This window comes from Kitasatospora saccharophila, assembly GCF_039529925.1.
Lineage (GTDB): Bacteria > Actinomycetota > Actinomycetes > Streptomycetales > Streptomycetaceae > Kitasatospora > Kitasatospora saccharophila.
Window position 1 is genome coordinate 67,111 of sequence record NZ_BAAANS010000037.1, and the last position, 20,458, is coordinate 87,568.

14 protein-coding genes and 1 tRNA gene are annotated in these 20,458 nt (G+C 75.9%); 9 read left to right on the forward strand and 6 right to left on the reverse strand.

Annotation, left to right across the window (positions count from 1 at the left end; genetic code table 11):
* Nucleotides 1–175: 175 nt before the first annotated feature.
* From ABD345_RS25305 to ABD345_RS25325, 5 genes are all read left to right on the forward strand, one after another.
* Nucleotides 176–1,627 carry an MFS transporter gene (locus tag ABD345_RS25305; RefSeq protein WP_344554905.1) on the forward strand — a complete coding sequence of 484 codons (1,452 nt, stop codon included), beginning with the start codon at nucleotides 176–178 and terminating at the stop codon, nucleotides 1,625–1,627.
* A 120-nt stretch (nucleotides 1,628–1,747) separates the two neighbouring features.
* Nucleotides 1,748–2,443: an SMI1/KNR4 family protein gene (locus ABD345_RS25310; protein WP_344554906.1), complete on the forward strand. Its 696-nt coding sequence runs from the start codon at nucleotides 1,748–1,750 to the stop codon at nucleotides 2,441–2,443.
* Between the two features lie 143 nt (nucleotides 2,444–2,586).
* Complete coding sequence (locus ABD345_RS25315) at nucleotides 2,587–3,102, forward strand: SigE family RNA polymerase sigma factor (RefSeq protein WP_344554907.1); 516 nt, start codon at nucleotides 2,587–2,589, stop codon at nucleotides 3,100–3,102.
* Nucleotides 3,103–3,188: 86 nt separating this feature from the next.
* On the forward strand, nucleotides 3,189–4,109 hold the full coding sequence (locus tag ABD345_RS25320) for a hypothetical protein (RefSeq protein WP_344554909.1): 921 nt from the start codon (nucleotides 3,189–3,191) through the stop codon (nucleotides 4,107–4,109).
* A gap of 60 nt (nucleotides 4,110–4,169) precedes the next feature.
* Nucleotides 4,170–6,380, forward strand: coding sequence for an AAA family ATPase (locus tag ABD345_RS25325; protein WP_344554911.1), 2,211 nt, complete (start codon nucleotides 4,170–4,172; stop codon nucleotides 6,378–6,380).
* A gap of 16 nt (nucleotides 6,381–6,396) precedes the next feature.
* On the opposite strand, the gene ABD345_RS25330 is transcribed toward ABD345_RS25325, so the two are convergent.
* The 5 genes from ABD345_RS25330 to ABD345_RS25350 all read right to left on the reverse strand — a co-directional run bounded on the left by ABD345_RS25330 (nucleotide 6,397) and on the right by ABD345_RS25350 (nucleotide 15,699).
* Nucleotides 6,397–8,046, reverse strand: a complete 1,650-nt coding sequence (locus ABD345_RS25330; RefSeq protein WP_344554913.1) for a translation initiation factor 2 — start codon at nucleotides 8,044–8,046, stop codon at nucleotides 6,397–6,399.
* Nucleotides 8,047–8,252: 206 nt separating this feature from the next.
* On the reverse strand, nucleotides 8,253–10,124 hold the full coding sequence (locus ABD345_RS25335) for a flavin monoamine oxidase family protein (RefSeq protein ID WP_344554915.1): 1,872 nt from the start codon (nucleotides 10,122–10,124) through the stop codon (nucleotides 8,253–8,255).
* A gap of 169 nt (nucleotides 10,125–10,293) precedes the next feature.
* On the reverse strand, nucleotides 10,294–11,865 hold the full coding sequence (locus ABD345_RS25340; protein ID WP_344554917.1) for a hypothetical protein: 1,572 nt from the start codon (nucleotides 11,863–11,865) through the stop codon (nucleotides 10,294–10,296).
* A 103-nt stretch (nucleotides 11,866–11,968) separates the two neighbouring features.
* Nucleotides 11,969–15,427: a DUF4132 domain-containing protein gene (locus tag ABD345_RS25345; RefSeq protein ID WP_344554918.1), complete on the reverse strand. Its 3,459-nt coding sequence runs from the start codon at nucleotides 15,425–15,427 to the stop codon at nucleotides 11,969–11,971.
* Nucleotides 15,428–15,611: 184 nt separating this feature from the next.
* A tRNA-Leu gene (locus ABD345_RS25350) sits at nucleotides 15,612–15,699 on the reverse strand.
* A gap of 268 nt (nucleotides 15,700–15,967) precedes the next feature.
* On the opposite strand from ABD345_RS25350, the gene ABD345_RS25355 reads away from it, so the two are divergent.
* The 3 genes from ABD345_RS25355 (at nucleotide 15,968) to ABD345_RS25365 (ending at nucleotide 18,989) form a co-directional block, all read left to right on the forward strand.
* Entirely contained in the window at nucleotides 15,968–17,290 is a 1,323-nt protein-coding gene (locus ABD345_RS25355; RefSeq protein ID WP_344554919.1) for a M20/M25/M40 family metallo-hydrolase, read from the forward strand.
* Between the two features lie 243 nt (nucleotides 17,291–17,533).
* A complete protein-coding gene (locus ABD345_RS25360) occupies nucleotides 17,534–17,776 on the forward strand; it encodes a chaplin (RefSeq protein WP_344554920.1) in 243 nt (80 codons plus the stop codon).
* 358 nt (nucleotides 17,777–18,134) lie between these two features.
* Nucleotides 18,135–18,989, forward strand: coding sequence for a chaplin (locus tag ABD345_RS25365; RefSeq protein WP_344554922.1), 855 nt, complete (start codon nucleotides 18,135–18,137; stop codon nucleotides 18,987–18,989).
* Nucleotides 18,990–19,102: 113 nt separating this feature from the next.
* Here the strand turns inward: ABD345_RS25365 and ABD345_RS25370 are convergent, their stop codons facing one another.
* Nucleotides 19,103–19,312, reverse strand: coding sequence for a DUF5703 family protein (locus ABD345_RS25370; protein WP_033251932.1), 210 nt, complete (start codon nucleotides 19,310–19,312; stop codon nucleotides 19,103–19,105).
* Nucleotides 19,313–19,742: 430 nt separating this feature from the next.
* Here ABD345_RS25370 and ABD345_RS25375 point away from each other — a divergent pair, with 430 nt between their 5' ends.
* The gene (locus ABD345_RS25375; protein WP_344554924.1) at nucleotides 19,743–20,348 is read left to right on the forward strand and encodes a hypothetical protein; all 606 of its coding nucleotides are present in this window, start codon (nucleotides 19,743–19,745) and stop codon (nucleotides 20,346–20,348) included.
* Nucleotides 20,349–20,458 lie beyond the last annotated feature (110 nt).

Here is a 20,458-nt window from a genome sequence, read left to right on the forward strand (position 1 = left end):
GTCGTCTCCTGTCCTGCCCCATCCCGGCTCCGGTCGTCGCGCGGGCCACGGTGGCGACCGTGTTTCAACGCTCGTTGACCAATTCTCCGGCCGTCCCTACCATCGAAAAGTCTACAAGCGTCGACCGCGGCCTGGCCCTCGGCGCTCCCCCCGTCCTGCCCTCCGGGAGACCGCCGTGACCGTCCGAGGCCCACATTCCTCCGTAGTCGAACGAACCCTGCCGCCCGGACCCGCCGGGGCGGGCGGGCGCGCGCTGGCGGTCATCGTCGCCTGCCAGTTGATGGTCGCCGTCGACGGCAACATCGTGAACATCGCACTGCCCCGGATCCAGGCCGGGCTGGGCTTCTCCCCGGGCGGCCTGGCCTGGGTCTTCAGTGCCTACTCGCTGGCCTTCGGCGGCCTGCTGCTGCTCGGCGGCCGGGCCGGCGACCTGCTCGGCCGCCGCCGGACGCTGGCCGCGGGGCTGCTGGTCACGGTGGCCGCCTCGCTGCTCGGCGGCCTGGCCCCGAACGCCGGGGTGCTGATCGCCGCCCGCGCCCTGCAGGGCGTCGGCTTCGCGTTCGCCGCGCCCGCCGCGCTCTCGCTGATCGCCGTGACCTTCCCCGAGGGCCCCGAACGCCACCGCGCGCTGGGCGTGTTCTCCACCGTCGCCGGGCTCGGCATCACCCTGGGACTCGTCCTCGGCGGACTGCTCGCCACGCTCTCCTGGCGGCTGGTGTTCCTCGTCAACGTGCCGATCGGCCTGGCCGCCGTCCTGCTGGCGCGCCGCCACCTCCCGGAGACCGAACGGCACCCCGGCCGCCCCGACCTGCTGGGCGCGCTCACCTCCACCGCGGGCATCACCGCCGTCGTCCACGCCCTGATCCACGCCTCCTCGGCCGGCTGGACCGCGCCCGCCACCGTCGTCCCGCTGCTGCTCGGCGCCCTCCTGCTGGCCGGCTTCGTCCTGGTCCAGGCCCGGGCCGCCCGCCCGCTGATCCCGCTCCGGCTGTTCGCCCGGCGCGACCGCTCCGCCGCCTACGCGATCTTCCTGCTGCTGTTCGCCGCGATGGGCGGCAGCTACTTCCTGCTGTCGCTGTACGTCCAGGACGGCCTGGGCCTGGGCCCGCCGGCCGCCGGGGCGGCCTTCCTGCCGTTGGCGCTCGCCCAGTTCGCCGCCGCCCGCAGCGCGCCCCGGCTGATCCCGGTGTTCGGGGCGAAGCCGCTGATCGTCACCGGCGCCGCGCTGCTGCTCGCCGACAGCCTGTGGCTGGCCTCCACCGGCCCCGCCGACGGCTACTGGAGCGGCCTGTTCGGACCGCTGCTGCTGCTCGGCGCGGGCCTGGGCCTCGGCTTCGTCCCGCTCAACACCACCGTCCTGGCCGGGCTCGCCCCCCGGGACACCGGCGCCGCCTCCGGCCTGCTCCAGGCCGTCCAGCAGGTCGGCCTCTCGCTGGGCGTCGCCGTCCTGGTCACCCGCTACGGCCGCGCCGTGCACGGCACCGCGCACCCCGCCCGGGCCGACCTCGCCCACGGCCTGGCCACCGCCGTGACGGCCGCCGCCGCGTTCAGCGCCCTCGCGGTGCTGCTCGGCCTGTTCGCCGTCACCCGCCCCGTCGGCGCCCGGACCGGCCCGGGCGGCGCCTGACCGCACGGTCCGCGCGCGGGGCCGAACGGAGTTTCCTGCCAGGGGACTTGATCGTTCCCCGGTATCGTCGCAGGCGTCGGCCGCAGCGGGCGGCCCCGGGGAACGGACACGGACCGAACCATGAGCACCACGGGCACGACGGGGACCACGGGCACGCCGGGCGGCGCACTCGACCGGCTGCTGGAACTCGCCCGCGGCCCGATGGGCCCCGGCGTCGACCTCGACTTCGGCACCGCCGACGGCCCGTTCGCCGAACTCGCCGCGCTGCTCGGCCGGATGAACGGCTTCTTCGCCTTCAACGGCGGCATCCAGGTCTACCGGGTCGGCGACGAGGGACTGGGCCCCGAACTGCTGGAGTGGAACGGCGAGGACGCCTGGAAGTCCAGCTACCAGGGCCTCGCCGACCAGGTGTTCTGCTTCGGGCAGGACCTCTTCGGCGTCCAGTTCGGCATCCTCGACGGCACCCGGGTGGTCCGCTTCGACCCGGAGACCGCCGCCGTCACCGACCTCGGCGGCAGCCTGGAGGACTGGGCCGACTGGCTGCTCGCCGACCCCGACGTCCGCGGCGCGCACTCCTTCGCCCACGCCTACATGCAGGCCAACGGCCCGCTCCCGGTCGACCAGCGGCTGCTCCCGCGCCGGTTCTTCGCCCTCGGCGGCGAGTACGCCCACGACAACCTGGTCCCGGAGGACGCCGCCGCCGCGATGCGCGTGCGCGGCCCGTTCGCCCACGCCGCCCGCGACCTGCCCGACGGCTCCCGGATCAGCGTCGACGTCCGGCCCGCGCCCACCGGGCGCCGAGCCCAGGAGGTCTGACGCCCCGTTCAGCTGACGCCGGGTCCGCCCGGCCCCGTCGCCGATCATCGTTACCGAGTCTTTACCCCCGGCCCGCGACCCCCCGGCCGCCCGCGACGTGTCTTCAGGACGTCGACGAAACACCTTTCCATCCGGGGGACCACATGACCGAGGAACTCGGCTTCGACGAGTTCGCGGCCGGCCGGGCACGCCGCCTGTTCCACCTGGCGTACCTGATGTGCGGGGACTGGCACCAGGCCCAGGACCTGGTGCAGACCGCGCTGTCCAAGCTCTACCCGGTCTGGGGGAGGCTGCAGCGCGACGGCGCGGCGGGCCTGGACGCGTACGCCCGCAAGGTGCTGCTGCGCTGCTACCTCTCGCACCGGCGGCTGCGCCGCTCCACCGAGCTCGCGGTCGACGAGTTCCCCGAGGAGCCGTCGATCGGCGCGCAGGAGGGCAGCTCGGCCGCCCTGCGGGTCACCCTGATCGCCGCGCTGCGCCAACTGCCGCCCCGCAACCGGGCGGTCGTGGTGCTGCGCTACCTGGAGGACTACAGCCTGGAGGAGACCGCGGAGGCGATGGGCCTCACCGTCAGCGCGGTCAAGAGCCTCAACTCCAGATCGATGAACCGCCTGCGCACCATCCTCGGCCCCGACCGGGCCCTGCTGCTCCAGGACTGACCCGCCGCCCACTACGCTCCGAACCCCCGCGCCCGCCCGCCCGATCAGCGCGACACCCACCTGCCCGTACGGAAGGCATCGGAACCTTGGACCCGGACCCGGACCTGGACCTGGAGCTCTCCACCCTCATGGAGACGAGCGTCGAGGACCTGTGCGTGCCCGTCGCGGTGATCGTCGCCGAGAGCGGCCGGCGCGGCCGCCGCCGCCGACTGGCCCGGCGGCTGCGGATCGCCGGGACGGCACTGGCCGTCGCCGCCGTCACCCTCGTCGGAGCCGACCTCGGCCTCCCGCTGATCGAGGCCGCCCCGCGCCCCGCCGTCGCCCCGGCCGCCCCGCCGACCGCCCCCGCGTCCGGCGGGCCGTCCGACGGCGCCACCGGCAGTGTCGGGGCCGGCACCGGGGGGCCGCTGGAACTGCCCGAGCTCGCCCCGCTCGGCCGGCCCGCTCCCACCGGGAAGCTCGCCGAGGAGGACCTCGAGGACTTCACCGAGAGCAGCGCGATGAAGAACCTGGAGGAGATGAGCCCGGGCCCGGCCGCGGCGATCCGGCACAGCTGGCCGTCCTTCGCCGGGGCGCTCTTCCTCTACCGGGACGCCGACCACCGCGAGGGCGCCCTGGAGCTGACGCTCCACCGGGCCGACCGGCCCTTCCCGGGGCCCGCCGCCCCGCTCTCCGCGCTGCAGAGCCAGTTCCAGTGCGACCGGACCACCCCCGTCAGCGGCAACCGCCAGCGCATCTGCACCTACGGCTACCTGCCCGACGGCAGTTGGGAGATGGTCGAGGCGGACGACATCCCGGCCTACGGCATCTACGGCTACCGCGTCGCGGTGTGGCGCCCCAGCGGCCTGGTCGTCAGGTTCACCGAGTACTGCGGGACGGTCGACAACCGGGGGGTGATCGTCGGGAACGGGCAGCTGCAGCCGCCCATCGCCCTCGACACCTGGCGCGCCCTCGCCGAGAGCCCGAGCTGGGAGTACTACCGCCCGGTCGAGGCCGACCACTCGTAGGCCCGGCGGACTTCCACGGACCACCGGTCGGCCCCCGCCCGAACGCGTAGGGTGGGCCGGGTGAGCGAGCACACGCACAACGTGGTCGGTGGCGGGGCCCGGGTGGACCACCTGGTGCAGGCCCACCGCATCGACGCCGTCCACGTCCACCAGGCACCGGTGCTGGTCCACCGGCCCTCCTTCGAACTCCCGCCGGAGAAGGCGCACTTCGTCGACCGCGCCGAGGAGCAGCGCCGGATCACCGCCACCGCCGAGGCCGCCCCGGACGGCGACGGCACCCGCCCCCGGATCCTCACCGTCACCGGCCTGGGCGGCGTCGGCAAGACCGCCCTGTGCGTCCGGGCCGGCCACCGGCTCGCCGCGCGCTACCCGGACGGCGCCCACTACCTCGACCTGGACGAGTACCGGCGCGACGGACTGACCGACCTCGCCGCCGTCCTGATCGACCTGCTGGGCTCGCTCGGCGTCGAACCCGAGTGGCTGCGCCGCGACTTCCGCGGCCTGGTCCGCCAGTTCTGGGACCGCACCCGCGACAAGCGCCTGCTGCTGGTGATCGACAACGCCCGCAGCGCCGCCGAGGCCGAACCGCTGCTGCCCGCCTCCGCCCGCAGCCTGGTCCTGGTCACCAGCCACGGCCCGCTGTACGACCTCGGCCCCGCCACCGGGGAGTTGGCGCTCGCCCCGCTCAGCACCGAGCAGACCGCCGAACTGCTCGGCCTGTTCTTCGACGGCCGGCACCCGGCCGCCGCCGACCCGGCCGCCGTCCGGGCGCTCGCCGCCGCCTGCGGCGGACTGCCGAAGGCCGCCGAGGTGGCCGGCGAACTCGCCCGCAAGTACCCGCACCGGGGCCTGGCCGCCCTCACCGAACGCCTCACCGCCGACCTGCACGAGCGGGGGAACACGCCCGTGGAAGCCGTCTGGGACGCCGCCTACGCCGAACTCGGCCCGGACGCCGCCCGGTTGTACCGGCTGCTGCCCGAGTGCCCCGGCCCGTTCGTGATCCTGCCGACCGCCGCCGCCCTGCTCGGCCGGGAGATGTTCGACACCGAGGACGCCCTCGCCGAACTCCTCACCGCCGGACTGCTCGACTACCGCTCCGGCGGCTACCGCCAGCACCCCCTGGTCCGCGCCCACGCCCGCCGCACCGGCCGCACCGCCGACCCGGCCGGCACCGAACGCGACGCCGCCCGGGCCCGGCTGCTGCACTGGCTGCGCCGCCAGACCGCCCGCGCCGACCTGCTGGCCGCCGGCCCCCGCGCCACCGTCCAGGACGAACTCCCGCCGCTGCCCGGCGTCCCCGACGCCGACCTCGGCACCGGCCGGACCGACGCGCTGCGCTGGATGGAGGCCAACCGGCACGCCCTGTACGGCGCGGTCGGCCTCGCCCACGACAGCGGCCGCGACGAGGACGCCGTCGCGCTCGCCGAATCGCTGTGGACGCACTTCCTCGACCACCCCCGGCACGCCGGGGGCGCCGACGGCCCCGACGGCCCGGTCGAGGGTCACCGCTCGGACGCGGTGGACGCCTTCCGCACCGCCGTCGCCGCCGCCGACCGCACCGGCCACCTGCCGTCCCGGGTCCGCACCCGCAGCATGCTGGCCCGCCCGCTGTGGGAGCAGGGCTGCTTCGAGGAGGCCGCCGCCGCGCTGGACCGGGCCGCCGCGCTGGCCGACCTGCTCGACGACTCCCACCCGCACCGCAGGCTGGCCGGCTCCGCGATCGACTTCCGCGGCCAACTCGCCCTGGCCCGCGGCGAGTCCGCCCTCCGGCAGGGCGACCGGGCGGCCGCGCTCGCCGACTTCGCCGCCGCCCGCACCGACTTCACCACCGCCCGCGGCATCCAGCTCGGCATCGGCAACGCGTACGGCGCCGCCCTGCAGACCTACCAGCTCGCCAAGACCGCGGCCGCCGCCGACGACCAGCCCGCCGCCGCCGCGCTCTTCGCCGAGGCCCGCACCGAGTTCGCGGCCCTGCCGGGCCGGGCCCGGCTGGTCGCCCGCACCGCCTTCGGCCTGGCCCGGGCGCTGCGGCGGCTCGGCCGCCACCAGGAGGCCGAGCCCCTGCTCGTCGAAGCCCTGGCCGACGCGGTGGCCCGCGGCTCCAGCCACGACGAGGCCCGGATCAGCACCGAGTACGCCGAACTCGCCGACCGCACCGGCCGCCCCGAAGCCGCCGCCCGGTACCGGGCCCGTGCCGCGGCCCTGCGCGCCGAGCACGGCGGGGAGCCGGACGGCGGCGACCCGACCGGCGGCGACCCGACCGGGGCGTGACCCCCGGGGCCCGTCGTCAGAACTCGGCGTCCAGCTCCTCCGGCCCGGCCGCCGTCAGCTCCAGTCGGGCCGTCGACCGGCCCACCGCGCAGGTGAGTTCCACCGGGAGCTCACCGGCCGGGTGCGGCCGGGAGACCAGCCAGGCGTACGCGGCGGAGGCCGCCGCGGCCGGGTCGACCCGGGCGACCCGGCCGTCCGCGCGGTGCGGCGGGACGCGCAGGGCGAACGCGCCGAGCCGGCGGTGCACCAGCAGGCAGCGCCCGGGGGAGAGCAGGGCGGCGGCGGCCCGGCAGGACGGCAGTTCGTCCAGGACGTGCGCGGCCCAGCCGGCCGCCGACCAGCGGCCGGTGCCCGGCCGCCGCCACAGCAGTTCGGCGCCGCGCTGCTCGGTCAGGCCCGCCGCCCCGTGCTGGGCGGCCCGGTGGTGCACCGGCAGGTCGGTGGCCACCGGGAAGCGCTCCACCCGGACCCGCCGCCCGTCCACCCCGGCGCGCACCGCCAGCGCCCGGTCCGGTGGCCGGGAGGCCACCGGGTCCGGCAGCAGTGCGGGCGCCAGTGGCGTGCCAGGGGGCGGCAGGCCGATCAGCCGGTACAGCTCGGCGCGCAGCAGCGGCAGCGCCTCGCCCGGGCGGGCGAAGGCGTCGGCGGCGACCCGGGACGGGTCGGGCGGGGCGGCCGCGCGCAGCAGGCCGGGCAGGTCGGCGGCCCCGGTGAAGCGCGGCGCGGCGGCCAGCAGCCGGGCCATCGGGGTGCCGGGCAGCAGTTCCCGGCCGCCGTCGTAGCCGTCCAGGACGACGGTGCGGCCGAGCGCCGCCGCGTACAGCGCGGTCGAGCCGTGGTCGGTGAGCACCGCGTCGGCGGCGACCAGGACGGACGCCCACTCCTGGTGCGCGGCGGGCAGCAGCAGGCCGGCCCGCAGCGCCGGGCCGAGCTGTTCGGCGAGGTCGAAGGGGGTGCGGGCGCTGACCTCGTTGGGGTGCACCACCAGGGCGACCCGGTACTCGTCCACCGGCAGGTGCAGGGCCAGCTCCAGCGGCAGGCCGTGCCGGCGCACCAGCAGGCTCTCCGGGCCCCAGGTGGTCAGCACCGCCAGCAGGGTCCGCCCGCCGACGCCGAGCCGGGCCCGGTAGGTGTCGCGGCGGCCGGTCGACTCCCGCATCCGGTCCAGCGTCGGGTCGCCGACCACGACCGCGCGGGCGGCGGCGGGCGGGCAGAACTCGGTGAGCCGGGCGAGCTGCTCGTGGTGCCCGAGGCCGTGCAGGTCGGCCCAGGGCTCGCCCGCGGCGAGCAGGAACGCCGGGTCGAGGCCGGACGGCAGCCGGGGCGAACCCTCGTCCGCCAGCGCCTTGTTGAACCCGGCGCCGTGCGGCAGCAGCGCCCGGGCCCGGCCGGAGAGGCTGGTCAGTTCGCCCTTGGGGCTGGTGGAGAGGATCAGGTCGAAGTGCCGGCCGCGGGCCTCGTCGAAGTCCACCACCCGGGCGCCGGAGCGGTCCAGCGCGGCCAGCGCGTCCGTCCCGAACCGGGAACCGGGCACCAGGGTGAACCAGCGGTCGATCCGCGGGTCGCCCTCGAACACCGGCAGCACGTCCAGCAGCCGGTTCAGCGCCACCGCGGAGCGGAACGCCAGCAGCACCGAGGACCGCTGGTGGCGGGCGGCGTCAGGCATGGGCCGATGCTATCGGCGCCCCGGGCGGCCCGCCCGTCCGGGGCCCGGCGCCGGACGGGCCGAACGCGCGTCAGGGCCGGTGCGGGTCGCGTGGGAGCCGGGGCCGGTGCGGCCCGAACGCGCGTCAGGGCCCGCCCGGCGGACGGCCGTCGGGCGGGCCCTGAGCGGGCGTCAGCCGTCAGCAGCCAGCCGTCAGCCGTCAGCCGTCAGCCGGAGGTGAGCTGGACGGCGGCCTCCGTGCCGGAGGCGATCGCGCCGGAGATCCACGCGTGGTAGCGCGGCTGGCAGTGGTCGCCCGCGAAGAACAGCCGCCCGTCGACCGGGGCGGGGACGTGCGGGCCGAGGCTGAGCAGCTGGCCGGGGGTCTCGATCACGGCCTCGCCGAGCGCCCAGCGGTTGCGCAGCCAGGACTGCGACACGTGCCGGTCGGTGGCGTAGCGGCGGATCCGCTCGCCGAACAGGCCCGCCAGGTGGTCCAGCGCCTCGGTGTGCCGGTCGGCGGGGGTCAGCGCGTCGAAGCGCAGCGCGTCCTCGGCCCAGTTGTAGGCGGCCAGCACGATGCCGCCGGGCGCGCCGTCGTCGCTCGGGTGCGAGGGGAAGTAGACGAACCGGCTGGCCTCGTCCGAGACGCAGCCGCCGCCGACCGCCGCCACCGCGTCCCCGTGCGGGGCGGGCCGGTAGTCGGCGCCCAGCTTCGCCCGCCAGGCGTCCTCGTCCCACTCCCACCAGCGCTCGGTGAACTCGACCAGCACCTTGTGCGCGGTGTCGTGCTTGAGCTCGGCGATCGCCCGGCGCTTGCCGTACGGCAGGATCGGGTCGAAGTCGACGTGCCGCAGCGCCGCGTACGGCACCGCCAGCACCACCGCGTCCGCCCGGTACTCGCAGCGGTCGCCGCCGACCGCGCCCTCGCACGCCTCGTCCTCCGGACCGGTCTCCGGCTCGGCGACCACCGTCACCCCGCCGTCGACCAGGCGCACCTGCGTGACCACCTTGCCGCGCTCGATCGGCAGGCCCTTGGCGAGCGCCTCGGTCAGCGCGTCGGTGCCCGCGCTGAACTCGAAGTAGGTGACCGCCGGGTTGATGTCCGAGGCGTCGAACACCGAGTGCAGGAAGCCGTACGACAGCCGGCTGGTCAGGTTCTCCAGCGTGCCCACCGCCTGCACCTGGGCGTCGCTCCAGCCCTCGCTCTCCTGCAGGTAGCGCAGCAGCGAGTAGCCGTCCAGGTCGTACAGCAGTTGCGCCATGCCGGTCACCCGCTGCTCGATCGGCTTGTCGCTCCAGGAGCCGTCGCCGTTCTTCACCATGGTGTACGCGCGGGCGGTGTCCAGGGCGCGGTCGAAGGCGGCGCCGGTGGTCTGGTCGCTGTCCCAGCCGAAGCTCTTGTTCACCGGTCGCGGGTCGGCCGCGTACGCCGCCTTGCTGACGGTCTGCCCGTTCACGTGCACCAGCCGGCCGCCGAGCCCCTTGGGCGCGGTGTACGCGGGCGCGGTGCCGGTCGCGAACTCCTCGCCGGTCCACGACTTGTAGACCACCCGGGCGTCCCCGGAGACCAGGTCCGGCTCGGGCGGGACGTCCACCAGGTGGAAGGGGCGGCGCGGCACCTTCAGGTGGTCGGCCAGCGCGAGGGTCAGCACGTGGCTGGACGGGATCCGCATCGCGCCCGCCTCCGCGTGCAGCCGCGGGTCCTGCCACAGGTCGCCGCGGAAGGTTTTCACCCGGCCGCCGACCCGGCTCCGGTTCGCCTCCAGCACCCGCACCTTGTGCCCGGCCGCCTGCAGCAGCCGCGCGCACACCATGCCCGCCACGCCCGCACCCACCACCAGCACCTCGCGCGACGCGGTGGGACGCAGCCGCTGACGGCCGGTCAGCAGCTTCAGGTAGTCGAGCGTCAGGTCGCGGTGGTCCGCGTCGGTCAGCAGGATCCGGCGCGCCATGGTCAGCGCCGCCTCCTGGCGGGCCGGGTCGGGCGGTGGGGCGGCCGCACCGGCGGCCCGGGAGAGGCCGGCCCCGGGGCCGGCCAGGGCGGCGGCGGTCATCGCACCGCCGGAGGCGAGGAACAATCCACGTCGAGAGATCACCCGCCACACCCTGGCAGCGCCCACCCGCCCGACACGCCAGCTCCGCCCACGAACGACCCGCGCTCACCCGCACGGGGGCGCTCGAAGCACACCCCGGCGCGCGCCCCACCCGCTCACCCCTCCCGGAGCGGCGTCCACCCGGGGGCGTCGGCGTGGGCCGGCATCGCGTCTACCGGCCGAACGAGCCGGGAAGCGGGGGGTACGGGCTGCGCGGGGGCCGGGTCAGGACGCCGATCAGGGCGGTGGCCAGACCGCCGAGGAGGGCGTAGCAGGTGGCCCACCAGCAGGAGGCGGCCCAGGACAGCCGGGAGCCGTCGGGGAGGAACGCGCTCAGGAAGGTCGTGACGCAGACCAGGGCGGCCACCGCCAGCATGCCCACCGTGGTCCCGGGGCCCCGGCCGGAGGCGGGCGGGCGCCGCCACAGCAGGACCGTCGCCGCGAGCGCCGCCGCCGACAGCGGCCAGAGCACCGGCAGCGGCCAGGGCAGCCGGTGCTGGCCGAGGAGCGCCGCCGCCGCGGACAGCCAGCTGAACGGCAGGGCGCCGCGCAGCGCCAGCAGCCACGGCAGGTGCGGCGGGTCGAACGGGCGGACGGCGGTGCGCAGGCGGCGCGCGCCCAGACCGGTGAGCAGCGCCGCCAGCCCCGCCACGAAGGACACCAGCGCGCCCGCGAGCAGGTGGCTCACGCCGTCCGCCCGGTCCGCCTCGGGCCGCGGCGGCAGGGAGCCCTCGCTCCACCGGCCGTCCGTGCTCCGCACCAGCAGGCCGTTCAGCGGGTAGCCCACGACCACCGTGTGCCCGCCGCCCGGGGCGGCCACGACCACCAGCTCGCCCGGCGTCGGCGGTGCCGCGGACGGCGCTCCCGGCGCCCCCGCGGTCGGCGCCCCCGCCATCGGGACGCGCACCGCTGTCGACGGGAAGTAGTCCTCCTGCCAACTCGCCCCGCCGTCCCGGCTGATCTCCACCGGCAGCCCGTACCCGAGCAGCCGGAAGCAGACCTGCGGCTGCTCGGGAAGGCACTGCCCGTCCGCCGCGGCGGGGGCGTCGGCGGGCGGTTCGGTGGACTTCCCGCCGCCCGGGTCGGAACGCCAGCTCAGACCGCCGTCGTCGCTGGTCCAGCGCCGGCCGTCGTACGCCACCGGTTTGCCGTCCTCGCTCCACAGCCGCGGCTGCGGCCGGTCCGCCGCCGAGGTCGCCACCATCGACGCCACCGCCAGCGGCACCGTCAGCAGGGCCAGCGCCCGCCGCGACGGCCGCCGGAGCCGGGGACGCACAGGACGCACGGCACGGTCGGGACGGCCGGAGGGCCCGGGGCGTTCAGGGAGCTCGGGCCGCCGGTGCGCGCTGCGCCGCCACAGCCACCAGGCCACCGCCAGCGCGGGCAGCGCCAGCAGGTCGGTCCGGTCGGCGACCGTGCGGCTCGGCACGCCGGTCAGCGCCGACCAGCCGCGGGAGGCCAGTTCGGCCCCGGCGACGGAGGACTTGGCCCACCCGAAGCCCAGCGCCGTCAGGGCCACCCCGAGCCGGGCCGCCGGCTCCCCGCGCAGCCGCGGCACGGCCGAGGCCAGCAGCGCCAGGACGGGCGGGACGGCCAGCATCCACGCCACGTCACTGGCCTTGCCGGTCACCGTCCCCGGCCAACACCGCTTACCCACCCGGTCGTTGAACGCCAGTACCAGCACCGCCAGCAACGTCCCCGGGTGCCCCGCCCAGCGCAGCACCCGCCCCCCGTCGTTTCGCATGGGCACGAGTCTCCCGACGCCGCGTCACGTCCCGGCCACGGCAGCGTCTCGGCTCGCCCCGTGCCGGGGCCCCGGGCCCGCGCCGGGGCCCGCACCCCGGGCGTCACCCGGCGGTGACCTCCTCCAGGTCGGCGAGCAGCTCGGAGGCGGTGACCGGGTCCAGGTCGCCGTAGCGCAGCGGGTACTCGCGGCTGCCCCAGTAGCTGCCCGGCGAGGAGTCCAGCCAGACCGTCTGGAAGGTCTGATCGGGGAACGCGTCCACCATGCCCACCGCGATGCCCTCGTCGAGCGCGATGACCAGGTGGCAGCCCTCGCCGAGCCGTTTGGAGAACCAGCACTCCACCCCGGCGTCCTGCGGCGCGCCGCGCTCCCAGCCGCGCTTGGTCAGCCCGAGCAGCCGGCCCACCGGCACGGTGCGGCCCTCGAAGCGGTGCAGCCGGTTCGCGGCGGCCTCCTCCGGGGTGAACCGGTGGACGGGACGGCCGAGTTGCGGGAACGGCTGGAGCACCTCGTAGTCGGCGAACAGCTCCGACCACACCGCCACCTGCTCCTCGCCCAGCAGCAGCGGGTGGGCCAGCCGGACGGTCGCGTCGGCGGGCAGCTCGAACGGCTCGTCGTGGACGTCGGCGAAGGTGCGGTCCTCGGCGACCCGGAACGCGGTGCCGTCGACGGTCCAGACCAGTCGGCGGGCCAGGTGCCACACCAGCGGGTGCTCGACGAACAGCGTGGTGAACTCCTCGGTGCTCCAGGTGCGTTCGGTGACCATCGCGGCCTCCAGGCGGCGGATCTGGTCGGCGGCCAGGGTGCGGGCGTCCTTCTTCAGGGCGGCGAACCGCTTGCGTTCGGCGGGGGCGAGTTCCGGATCGTCCTTGACGCCGGGCACCGGCAGGTCCTTGCGGCGCTTGCCGTCGGCGTCCTTCACGTACGGGCGCAGCTGCTCGTCGAAGCCGACGGTGAACGTCCGGCTGCCGTAGTCGATGACGGTGCTGCCGTCCGGGCCCAGGCCGAGGTCGGGCACCAGGCGGTCGCCGAGCTGCTCGGCGGTCAGGCCCAGGCCCTCCGCCACCTCGGCGATCTTCTCCTGCGCACGGGCCTTCAACGCCTTGAACTTCACCCGCTGCGCGATCCCGTGCAGGTGCAGCAGCGCGGCGTCGGTGCCGATCGCGGCCAGCACGTCCAGCCCCTCCACCGCCCGCTGGTGCGCGCCCTGCCCCGGCCACTCGCGCACCACCGGCGTCAGCAGGCGCACCGTCGTGTCGTCGCCCAGCACCCCCAGCGCGTGCAGCGCCCAGCTCTCCTTGGCGGGCAGCCCGGCCTGCTGCCACTGCTCGAACAGCGCCCAGCCGAACGCGGCCAGCCCGTCGGCCCGGCAGGCTTCCGCCACCACCGCCAGCCCCGGGTACGGCTCACCGGGCTTGGACAGCGCCAGCATCGTCAGCACGTGCCCCGCCGCCTCGGCGGGCAGCGCGGCCTCCGACCCTTCCACCGGTGCGCGCAGCAGCAGTTGCGGCAGGACGGCGGGCCGCGCCCAGGACGGCAGCACCGGCATCCGGGCCGGCAGCGCGATCTCCAGCGGGTCGGCGGCCAGCACCTCGGCGACCGCCTCCGCCGCCGGATCCCCGTAGCGGGCGGTGACGGCGGCCAGCAGCTCCGCCCCGCCGACGTCCGCGGCGACCAACCGCAGCGCCTGCTCGGCGCCCGCCCGGGCCCGCCCGGTCGGACCGACCGCGTCCGGGACGAGCAGCAGCGCGCCCGCCGTTCCGTGCCGGGCGAACCACGAACGGGCCGTCGGCTGCACCGACTTGAGCCGCACCAGGCCGTCCGCCAGCTGCCGGGCCGCCCGCACCTCAAGGAACGGCAGCAGCAGCGGCGCGAGGTTCGCGGGCTGGGCCCGGGCGACGTGCAGCGCCATCGGCAGCGCCGCCGGGCCGTACTCGGCGACCACCGCGGGCAGGTACTCCGCGCCGCGCCACAGGTCCGCCGGACGCCAGTCGGCGACGAACGGGGCGAGCACCTCCGCCGGGCCCTGGGTCAGCAGCCGGACCGGGGACCAGAGGCCGCGGGACTCGCCCAGCACCGTCCTCGCCTCGGCGGCCCAGTCGGTGTCCGCCGGGTACTGCCCCCCGGTGATGTCGGTCCGGGCCCAGCGCTCCCGCTCACCGGCCCGCCAGACCAACCGCACCTCCTCGTCCGGCCGCAGGCCCTCGACCACCCGCACCTCGCGCCGGGTGCGCGGCCGCGTCCACGGCGGCGAGACCAGCAGCGGCGGCAGCGCCTCCGGACCGGCCTCGGCGGCCTGCGGGCGGACGCCGTCCAGCTCCGCGACCAGCGCGGCCGTCGCGTCGTCGAGCAGCGGCAGGATCCGCGGCAGCAGCTCCCGGTGCAGCAGCACGTGGGTGGTGAGCAGCGCCCGGGCGGTCGCCCCGTCCTGCCCGCCCCGCGCCGCCGACTCGGCCAGCAGCCGGACGGCCCGCACCGGGTACCGCTGCGCGGCCTCCAGCAGCGCCGGACGGACGGCCCTGTCGTCCAGCCTGGCCAGCAGCAGCCGGAAAGCCTCGTCGGTCGGGAACCCGGCCAGCGCGGCGGCGAGATCCCGGTTCCTGTCCGTCCCGTACGCCAGCTTGAACCCCTCGCCCACCAGCGGGACGGCGGCCGTGCCGACGCTGTCGGCGACGGTCGCGACCAGCTGTGCCGTCCAGCCGTTCCAGGTCGTCCAGGGGTCCTGGACGAACGCCTCCACCTGCGCGGGGTCGTCCAGGGAGTACAGCAGCTGCAACTGCAACTGCCCCTTGTCGTCGCCGTAGTGGGGCAGGTCGGCGAGGCACTCGTCCAGCCAGCCGGGCACGCCGGGGGCGAGGTAGGAGGCCAGCGCCCGGCGCCGGGGCGTGCCCCGGTGCTCGGCGAGGACCGCGAGGGCCGCCCGGTACTCCGGCTCCGGAGCGGCGGCGAGCAGCCTGCGCACCCGCTCCTCGGCCGGGAGGTGCGTCCTCTCGTGGTGGAGCCGGTGAACGGTCCGCGGGCGCAGCGCGATGTCCGAGGTCCGGTGCCCGGACTGCTCGTAGTGGGTCTCCACCGAGTCCCGCTCCAGCAGCGCGCGCACCGCGAAGGCCAACCCGTGCCGGGCCGTCCAGACGTCGCCGAACAGCGCGTGCTCCGCGGGCTCGGCCCCCCACGGGGTCGGCAGCATGCTCGCCACCGCCGCCGCGCCCACCGCGTCCGGCGCACCGTCCAGGTAGGCGCGCGCGGCCCGCACCAGCTCCGGGTCGGAGGCCGGGGCGTCCAGCACCCGCTCCACCCAGTCCCCGCGGTCGGCGATCCGCCGCCGCTCCCGCTCCAGCGCCTCCGGCCCGGGCCGGGACACCTTCGGCACCCGGCCCCCGCGCCGCGGCAGCACCGCCCGCCGCCAGGCCGCGGGCAGCACGAAGGTCTCCTCGTCCGGCAGTTCGCCCGCCCCGACCGGCACCGTGTCCCCGGCGGCCCCGGCCTCCCGCACCTCCGCGCCCTCGACGGCCGCCTCCCCGAACCCCGCAGAACCGTCCCCGACGAGCTCCCAGCGCCGCACAGCCCACTCCTCCGCGCCCTGACCATCCGATGATCGACAGCCGGAACCCTAGCGACGCCCCCCGACACCCCCTCCCGCCCACCGGAACGAGGAAGCGGCAAGCGCGCGGACGCGGACGACCCGCGCGCCCTCGGCCAGTGCGGCCGGAAACGCAGAAAGACCCCTGATCAACAGGGGTCTCAGCTGGTGTCCGAGGGGGGACTTGAACCCCCACGCCCGATAAAGGGCACTAGCACCTCAAGCTAGCGCGTCTGCCATTCCGCCACCCGGACCGGGTGTCGTCCGCGTGGGGTGTTCCCCGCGCTGACATGGACAACAGTAGCAAAGATCGACTGCCGGACCCAAAACCGGGGGCGCGGGGGCGGCCGGGGCTTCGAAAGCGGGTGGTGGGGGCGGCGGTAAGGAGTGTCGGGGGGACACGCCCTTGGGAGTGGGCGGGTGCTGGGGGGAGGATGGCGGGACGGTGCCCGCGGCCCCCGGCTGGGGTCGGGGCGGCGCGGGCCGCAGCCGCGCCGGGCGGGCAGACACGAGGTGGGAGCGATGAGCGTGGGCAGCGAGCGCGTGGTGACGGCGGAGTCGGAGGTCGCGGAGATCTGCCGGGACCTGATCCGGATCGACACCAGCAACTACGGCGACGGATCCGGTCCGGGGGAGCGGAAGGCGGCCGAGTACGTGGCCGAGCAGCTCGCCGAGTTCGGGCTGGAGCCGCAGATCTTCGAGTCGGCCAAGGGCCGGGCCTCCACGGTGGTGCGGATCGAGGGCGAGGACCGGTCGCGGCCGGGCCTGCTGATCCACGGGCACACCGACGTGGTCCCGGCCAACGCCGACGACTGGCGGGTGCACCCGTTCTCCGGGGAGATCACCGACGGCTGCGTGTGGGGTCGCGGCGCCGTCGACATGAAGGACATGGACGCGATGACCCTCGCGGTGGTCCGCGACCGGCTGCGCACCGGCCGCAAGCCCCCGCGCGACCTGGTGCTGGCGTTCCTGGCGGACGAGGAGGCCGGCGGCACCTACGGCGCCCGGTTCCTGGTGGACCGGCACCCCGAGCTGTTCGAGGGCGTCACCGAGGCGATCGGCGAGGTCGGCGGCTTCTCCTTCACGGTCAACGACCAGGCCCGGCTGTACCTGGTGGAGACGGCGGAGAAGGGCATGCACTGGATGCGCCTGACCGTCGAGGGCCGGGCCGGGCACGGCTCGATGGAGAACAACGACAACGCGATCACCGAACTGTGCGAGGCGGTGGCCCGGCTCGGCCGGCACGAGTTCCCGCTGCGGATCACCAAGACCGTCCGGGCCTTCCTGGACGAGCTCTCGGACGCGCTGGGCGTCCCGCTCGACCCGGAGGACATGGACGAGACGCTGCGGATCCTCGGCGGCATCGCCAAGATGATCGGCACCACCCTGCGCAACACCGCCCAGCCGACCATGCTCGGCGCCGGCTACAAGGTGAACGTGATCCCCGGCCAGGCCACCGCGCACGTGGACGGCCGCTTCCTGCCCGGCTACGAGGAGGAGTTCCTGGCCGAGCTGGACAGCGTCCTCGGGCCGCGCGTCAAGCGCGAGAGCCTGCACCACGACAAGGCGATCGAGACCAGCTTCGACGGCCCCCTGGTCGAGGCCATGCAGACCGCGCTGCGCGCCGAGGACCCGATCGCCCGGGCCGTCCCCTACTGCCTGTCCGGCGGCACCGACGCCAAGTCCTTCCAGGACCTCGGCATCCGCTGCTTCGGCTTCGCGCCGCTCCAGCTCCCGCCGGAGCTGGACTTCGCCGGGATGTTCCACGGCGTGGACGAGCGGGTGCCGGTGGACGGCCTGAAGTTCGGCGTGCGGGTGCTGGACCGGTTCATCGACCTGGCCTGACCGGGCGGCGCCCGCCGGGGCGCGGCGCCCCGCCGGGGCGGGACACGGGGTGCGGGGCGGCGGAAGTCGGATTAGTCCGTCCAGCATCAGAGCTTTCGAGCATCCGAAATGGCGATCACCTGTTCGCTTGATCACTTCAACGGGTGAATGCGGTTCCGGCCCCGTGTCCCGGCCCCGGAGGCTTCGTTCTTCCGTGTGCAGCCCGGGGGAACGGGCTGGAAACGACCAGGAGGAACAGTTCAGATGAAGGCCAAGAAGATCGCTGCCGTTGTCGCCGCCACCAGTGGCCTGGTGCTCGCGGGTGCCGGTGTCGCCTCGGCGCACGGCGGTGCCGGTGCGGACGGTTCGGCGGTCGCCTCCCCGGGCGTGCTCTCCGGCAACCTGATCCAGATCCCGGTGCACGTCCCGATCAACGTCTGCGGCAACACCATCAGCGTGATCGGCCTGCTCAACCCCGCGTTCGGCAACGCCTGCCAGAACGTCTGAGCCGGTCCCGTCACTGACCGACGGGCCGCTCGACCCCGAGTTCCCGCCCCCGCGCGACCCCTGTGTCGCGCGGGGGCGGACGCGTGTCCGGAGGGGCGCGCGGGGCGGCGCCGACCCGTTCGCCGCCCGGTCGGGTGAACGGCGCGGTTCCCGGGCAAAGCCGCAGCTCACCCGATCGGATGAACTGACTGCAGATGGCTCAACCTTCACCGTTAAGGGTCGTTGAAGTAGTGCTGCCGCCGTCGCGGCGGGCAATTCCGACTATCGGATCGACGTCCGGCCCCGGATTCCGGAGAAACGGAAATCCGGCGCCGTTCGATCGGGTCCGGACCATCGAGCGAGAAACCAAGGGGAGTCAATGCGACAGGTCGCCAGGAAGGGCCTCCTCACGGCCATGGCCACCGGCAGCGTGCTGGCCTCGACCGCGGGCTACGCCCACGCCACCGCCGACGCGCACGGTGCGGCGGTCAACTCGCCAGGCGTGGGTTCCGGGAACGCGGTGCAGGTTCCGGTGGAGCTCCCCGTGAACGCCTGCGGCAACACGATCAACCTGATCGGCCTGCTCAACCCGGCGTACGGCAACGACTGCTCCAACGTCAGCGCGGGCGGCCACACCGGCGGTAGCCACGCCGGTGGCGGGCAGGCCGGCGGCGGGCAGACCGGTGGCGGCCACGCGGGGTCGGGGGCCGGCGCGAGCGGCACCGCTGCCGGTTCGCCCGGCGTCGCCTCGGGCAACAACGTGCAGGTGCCGATCGCCGCGCCGGTCGACGCCTGCGGCAACTCGGTCAGCGTGGTCGGCCTCGGCAACCCGGCGTTCGGCAACGACTGCGCGAACGCCGGCACCCCGCACCAGCACCAGCACCCGACCACCCCGCCCACCACCACCCCGCCGAGCACCCAGCCCCCCGGCCACGACTGCCCGCCCGAGCAGACCGGCGGCGAGCACGGCACCCCGCCCACCGACCGCAACGGCGGCCCCAACGGCGACCAGCCCTCCACCCCGACCACCCCCGGCACCACGACCACGGTGAACACCCCGGCCACCCCGGCCACCGTGACCCAGGCCCGGGCCGCCGCCCCCGCCGTCGCGGGCCAGGCGCAGCTGGCCTCCACCGGCGCGTCCGGCCTGGAGGTCATCGCCCCGGCCGGGATCGCGCTGCTGCTCGGCGGCGGCGTGCTCTACCGCCGCTCGCGGGCCCTCGCCCGCCGCTGACACCGGCGGCGCCGGACGGCCGCAGCACCGCACGCCCGCGCCCGGGCACCCCACCGCACGGAAGGCGGTGGGGTGCCCGGGCGCGGGCCCGGGTGGCTCCCGGAGGGCGATCGCTACCAGGTGGAACGGACCTGCCGGATGATCTTCCGCTTCAGCCGGACCGTGCGGCTGCCGTCGGGGAACAGCCGGAGCCGGTCCAGCTCCCAGTTCCCGTACTCGGCGTGCTCGGTGAGGAGCTGGCGCGCGGCGTTCCTGGTGGTGCCGCGCGGCAGGCGGAGCGACTGGTACTCGTACTCCGGAAGCCGGACCGTTTTGGTAGGGATCAAGGCGTCTCCTCCGCTGCTGTGCTGCCTGCAAGCCTACGGCGCGTCGCCGACAGGTGGCCGGTTCGGGTACGGCCCGTCCGCACGGACGGTCCGAGCCTCGCCCCGGCCCGAGCTGATCGTCAATCAGTTTTCCGCTACCGGAAGGGATACCCGCGCCGGACCGCGCCGATGCGCGCCCCCGACCCCGGTCCGGCGACCCGCGGCGGCGGCCCGGGCCGGAGCGCGGGCCGAAGCGGAACCCGTCCCCCCGGAGCCGGACGGGCGCGAACCCGAGCGGAGCCCGGTCGGGACGGGGTCGGGAAACGCCCCGCGGCGGTGGGCGCAGAAGCACCCGGAACGGACATCGGGGGTGAACTTGCCCGGTTTTAGCGGCTGTAGGTGACAACCGCTGTGCGTGTCGTCGCCGGGTGGGGATAGCGTCTGCACCATGTCTGATGCCGCGCAGCTGACCATCACCGAGGTACGGGCCGCCGCAGAGGCGGTCAAGGCCGCCATCGACCGCCACCTGCAGGCCGTCTCCAGCTCCACCGAACCCGGCGATCCGGTCGTCGTCCACGCGTACGAGGAGCTCGCGGCGGCAGCCATCGCCTACGACCAGATCCTCTACGAGGTCTACGACGAGGTCACCCCGTTCGAGATCCCCGGCGACGACGCCGGGTCCGGCTACCAGGGCCCCGAGCACCCCGAGGCGATCAGCGTGCTGATCCGCCGGGACTACCTGATCGCCGACCCGAAGCGGCTGCGCGCCCAGGCCGAACGGGTCGACGAGTCGCTCGCGCCCGGCGCGGGCGCCGAGGGCGAGGTGACGGCCGCGATCGGCGTGCTGTTCGGCGAGTACGAGCCGGACGAGATCGCCGCCCGCGCCGAGGAGTTCGGCCTGGAGGAGGGCGACTCCACGCTGTGGGTGTCGGCCGCCGACCCGTCCGACCCCGGCGAGTGGCTGCCCGAACCGTTCGACGGCGCCGACCCGGAGCTGCTGATCTGCCGCTTCGACGTCAGCGAGGTCTACGACGACGAGATCGACGAGCTCTGAGCCGCCCGGCCGCCGCCCGCCCCGGGCGGCGGCCCGCGTCCGGCCCCGCCGCGCCCCGCACCCGCCCCGAGCCGCCCGGGGCCGCCCAGCACCGCCCCGGGCCGCCCAGG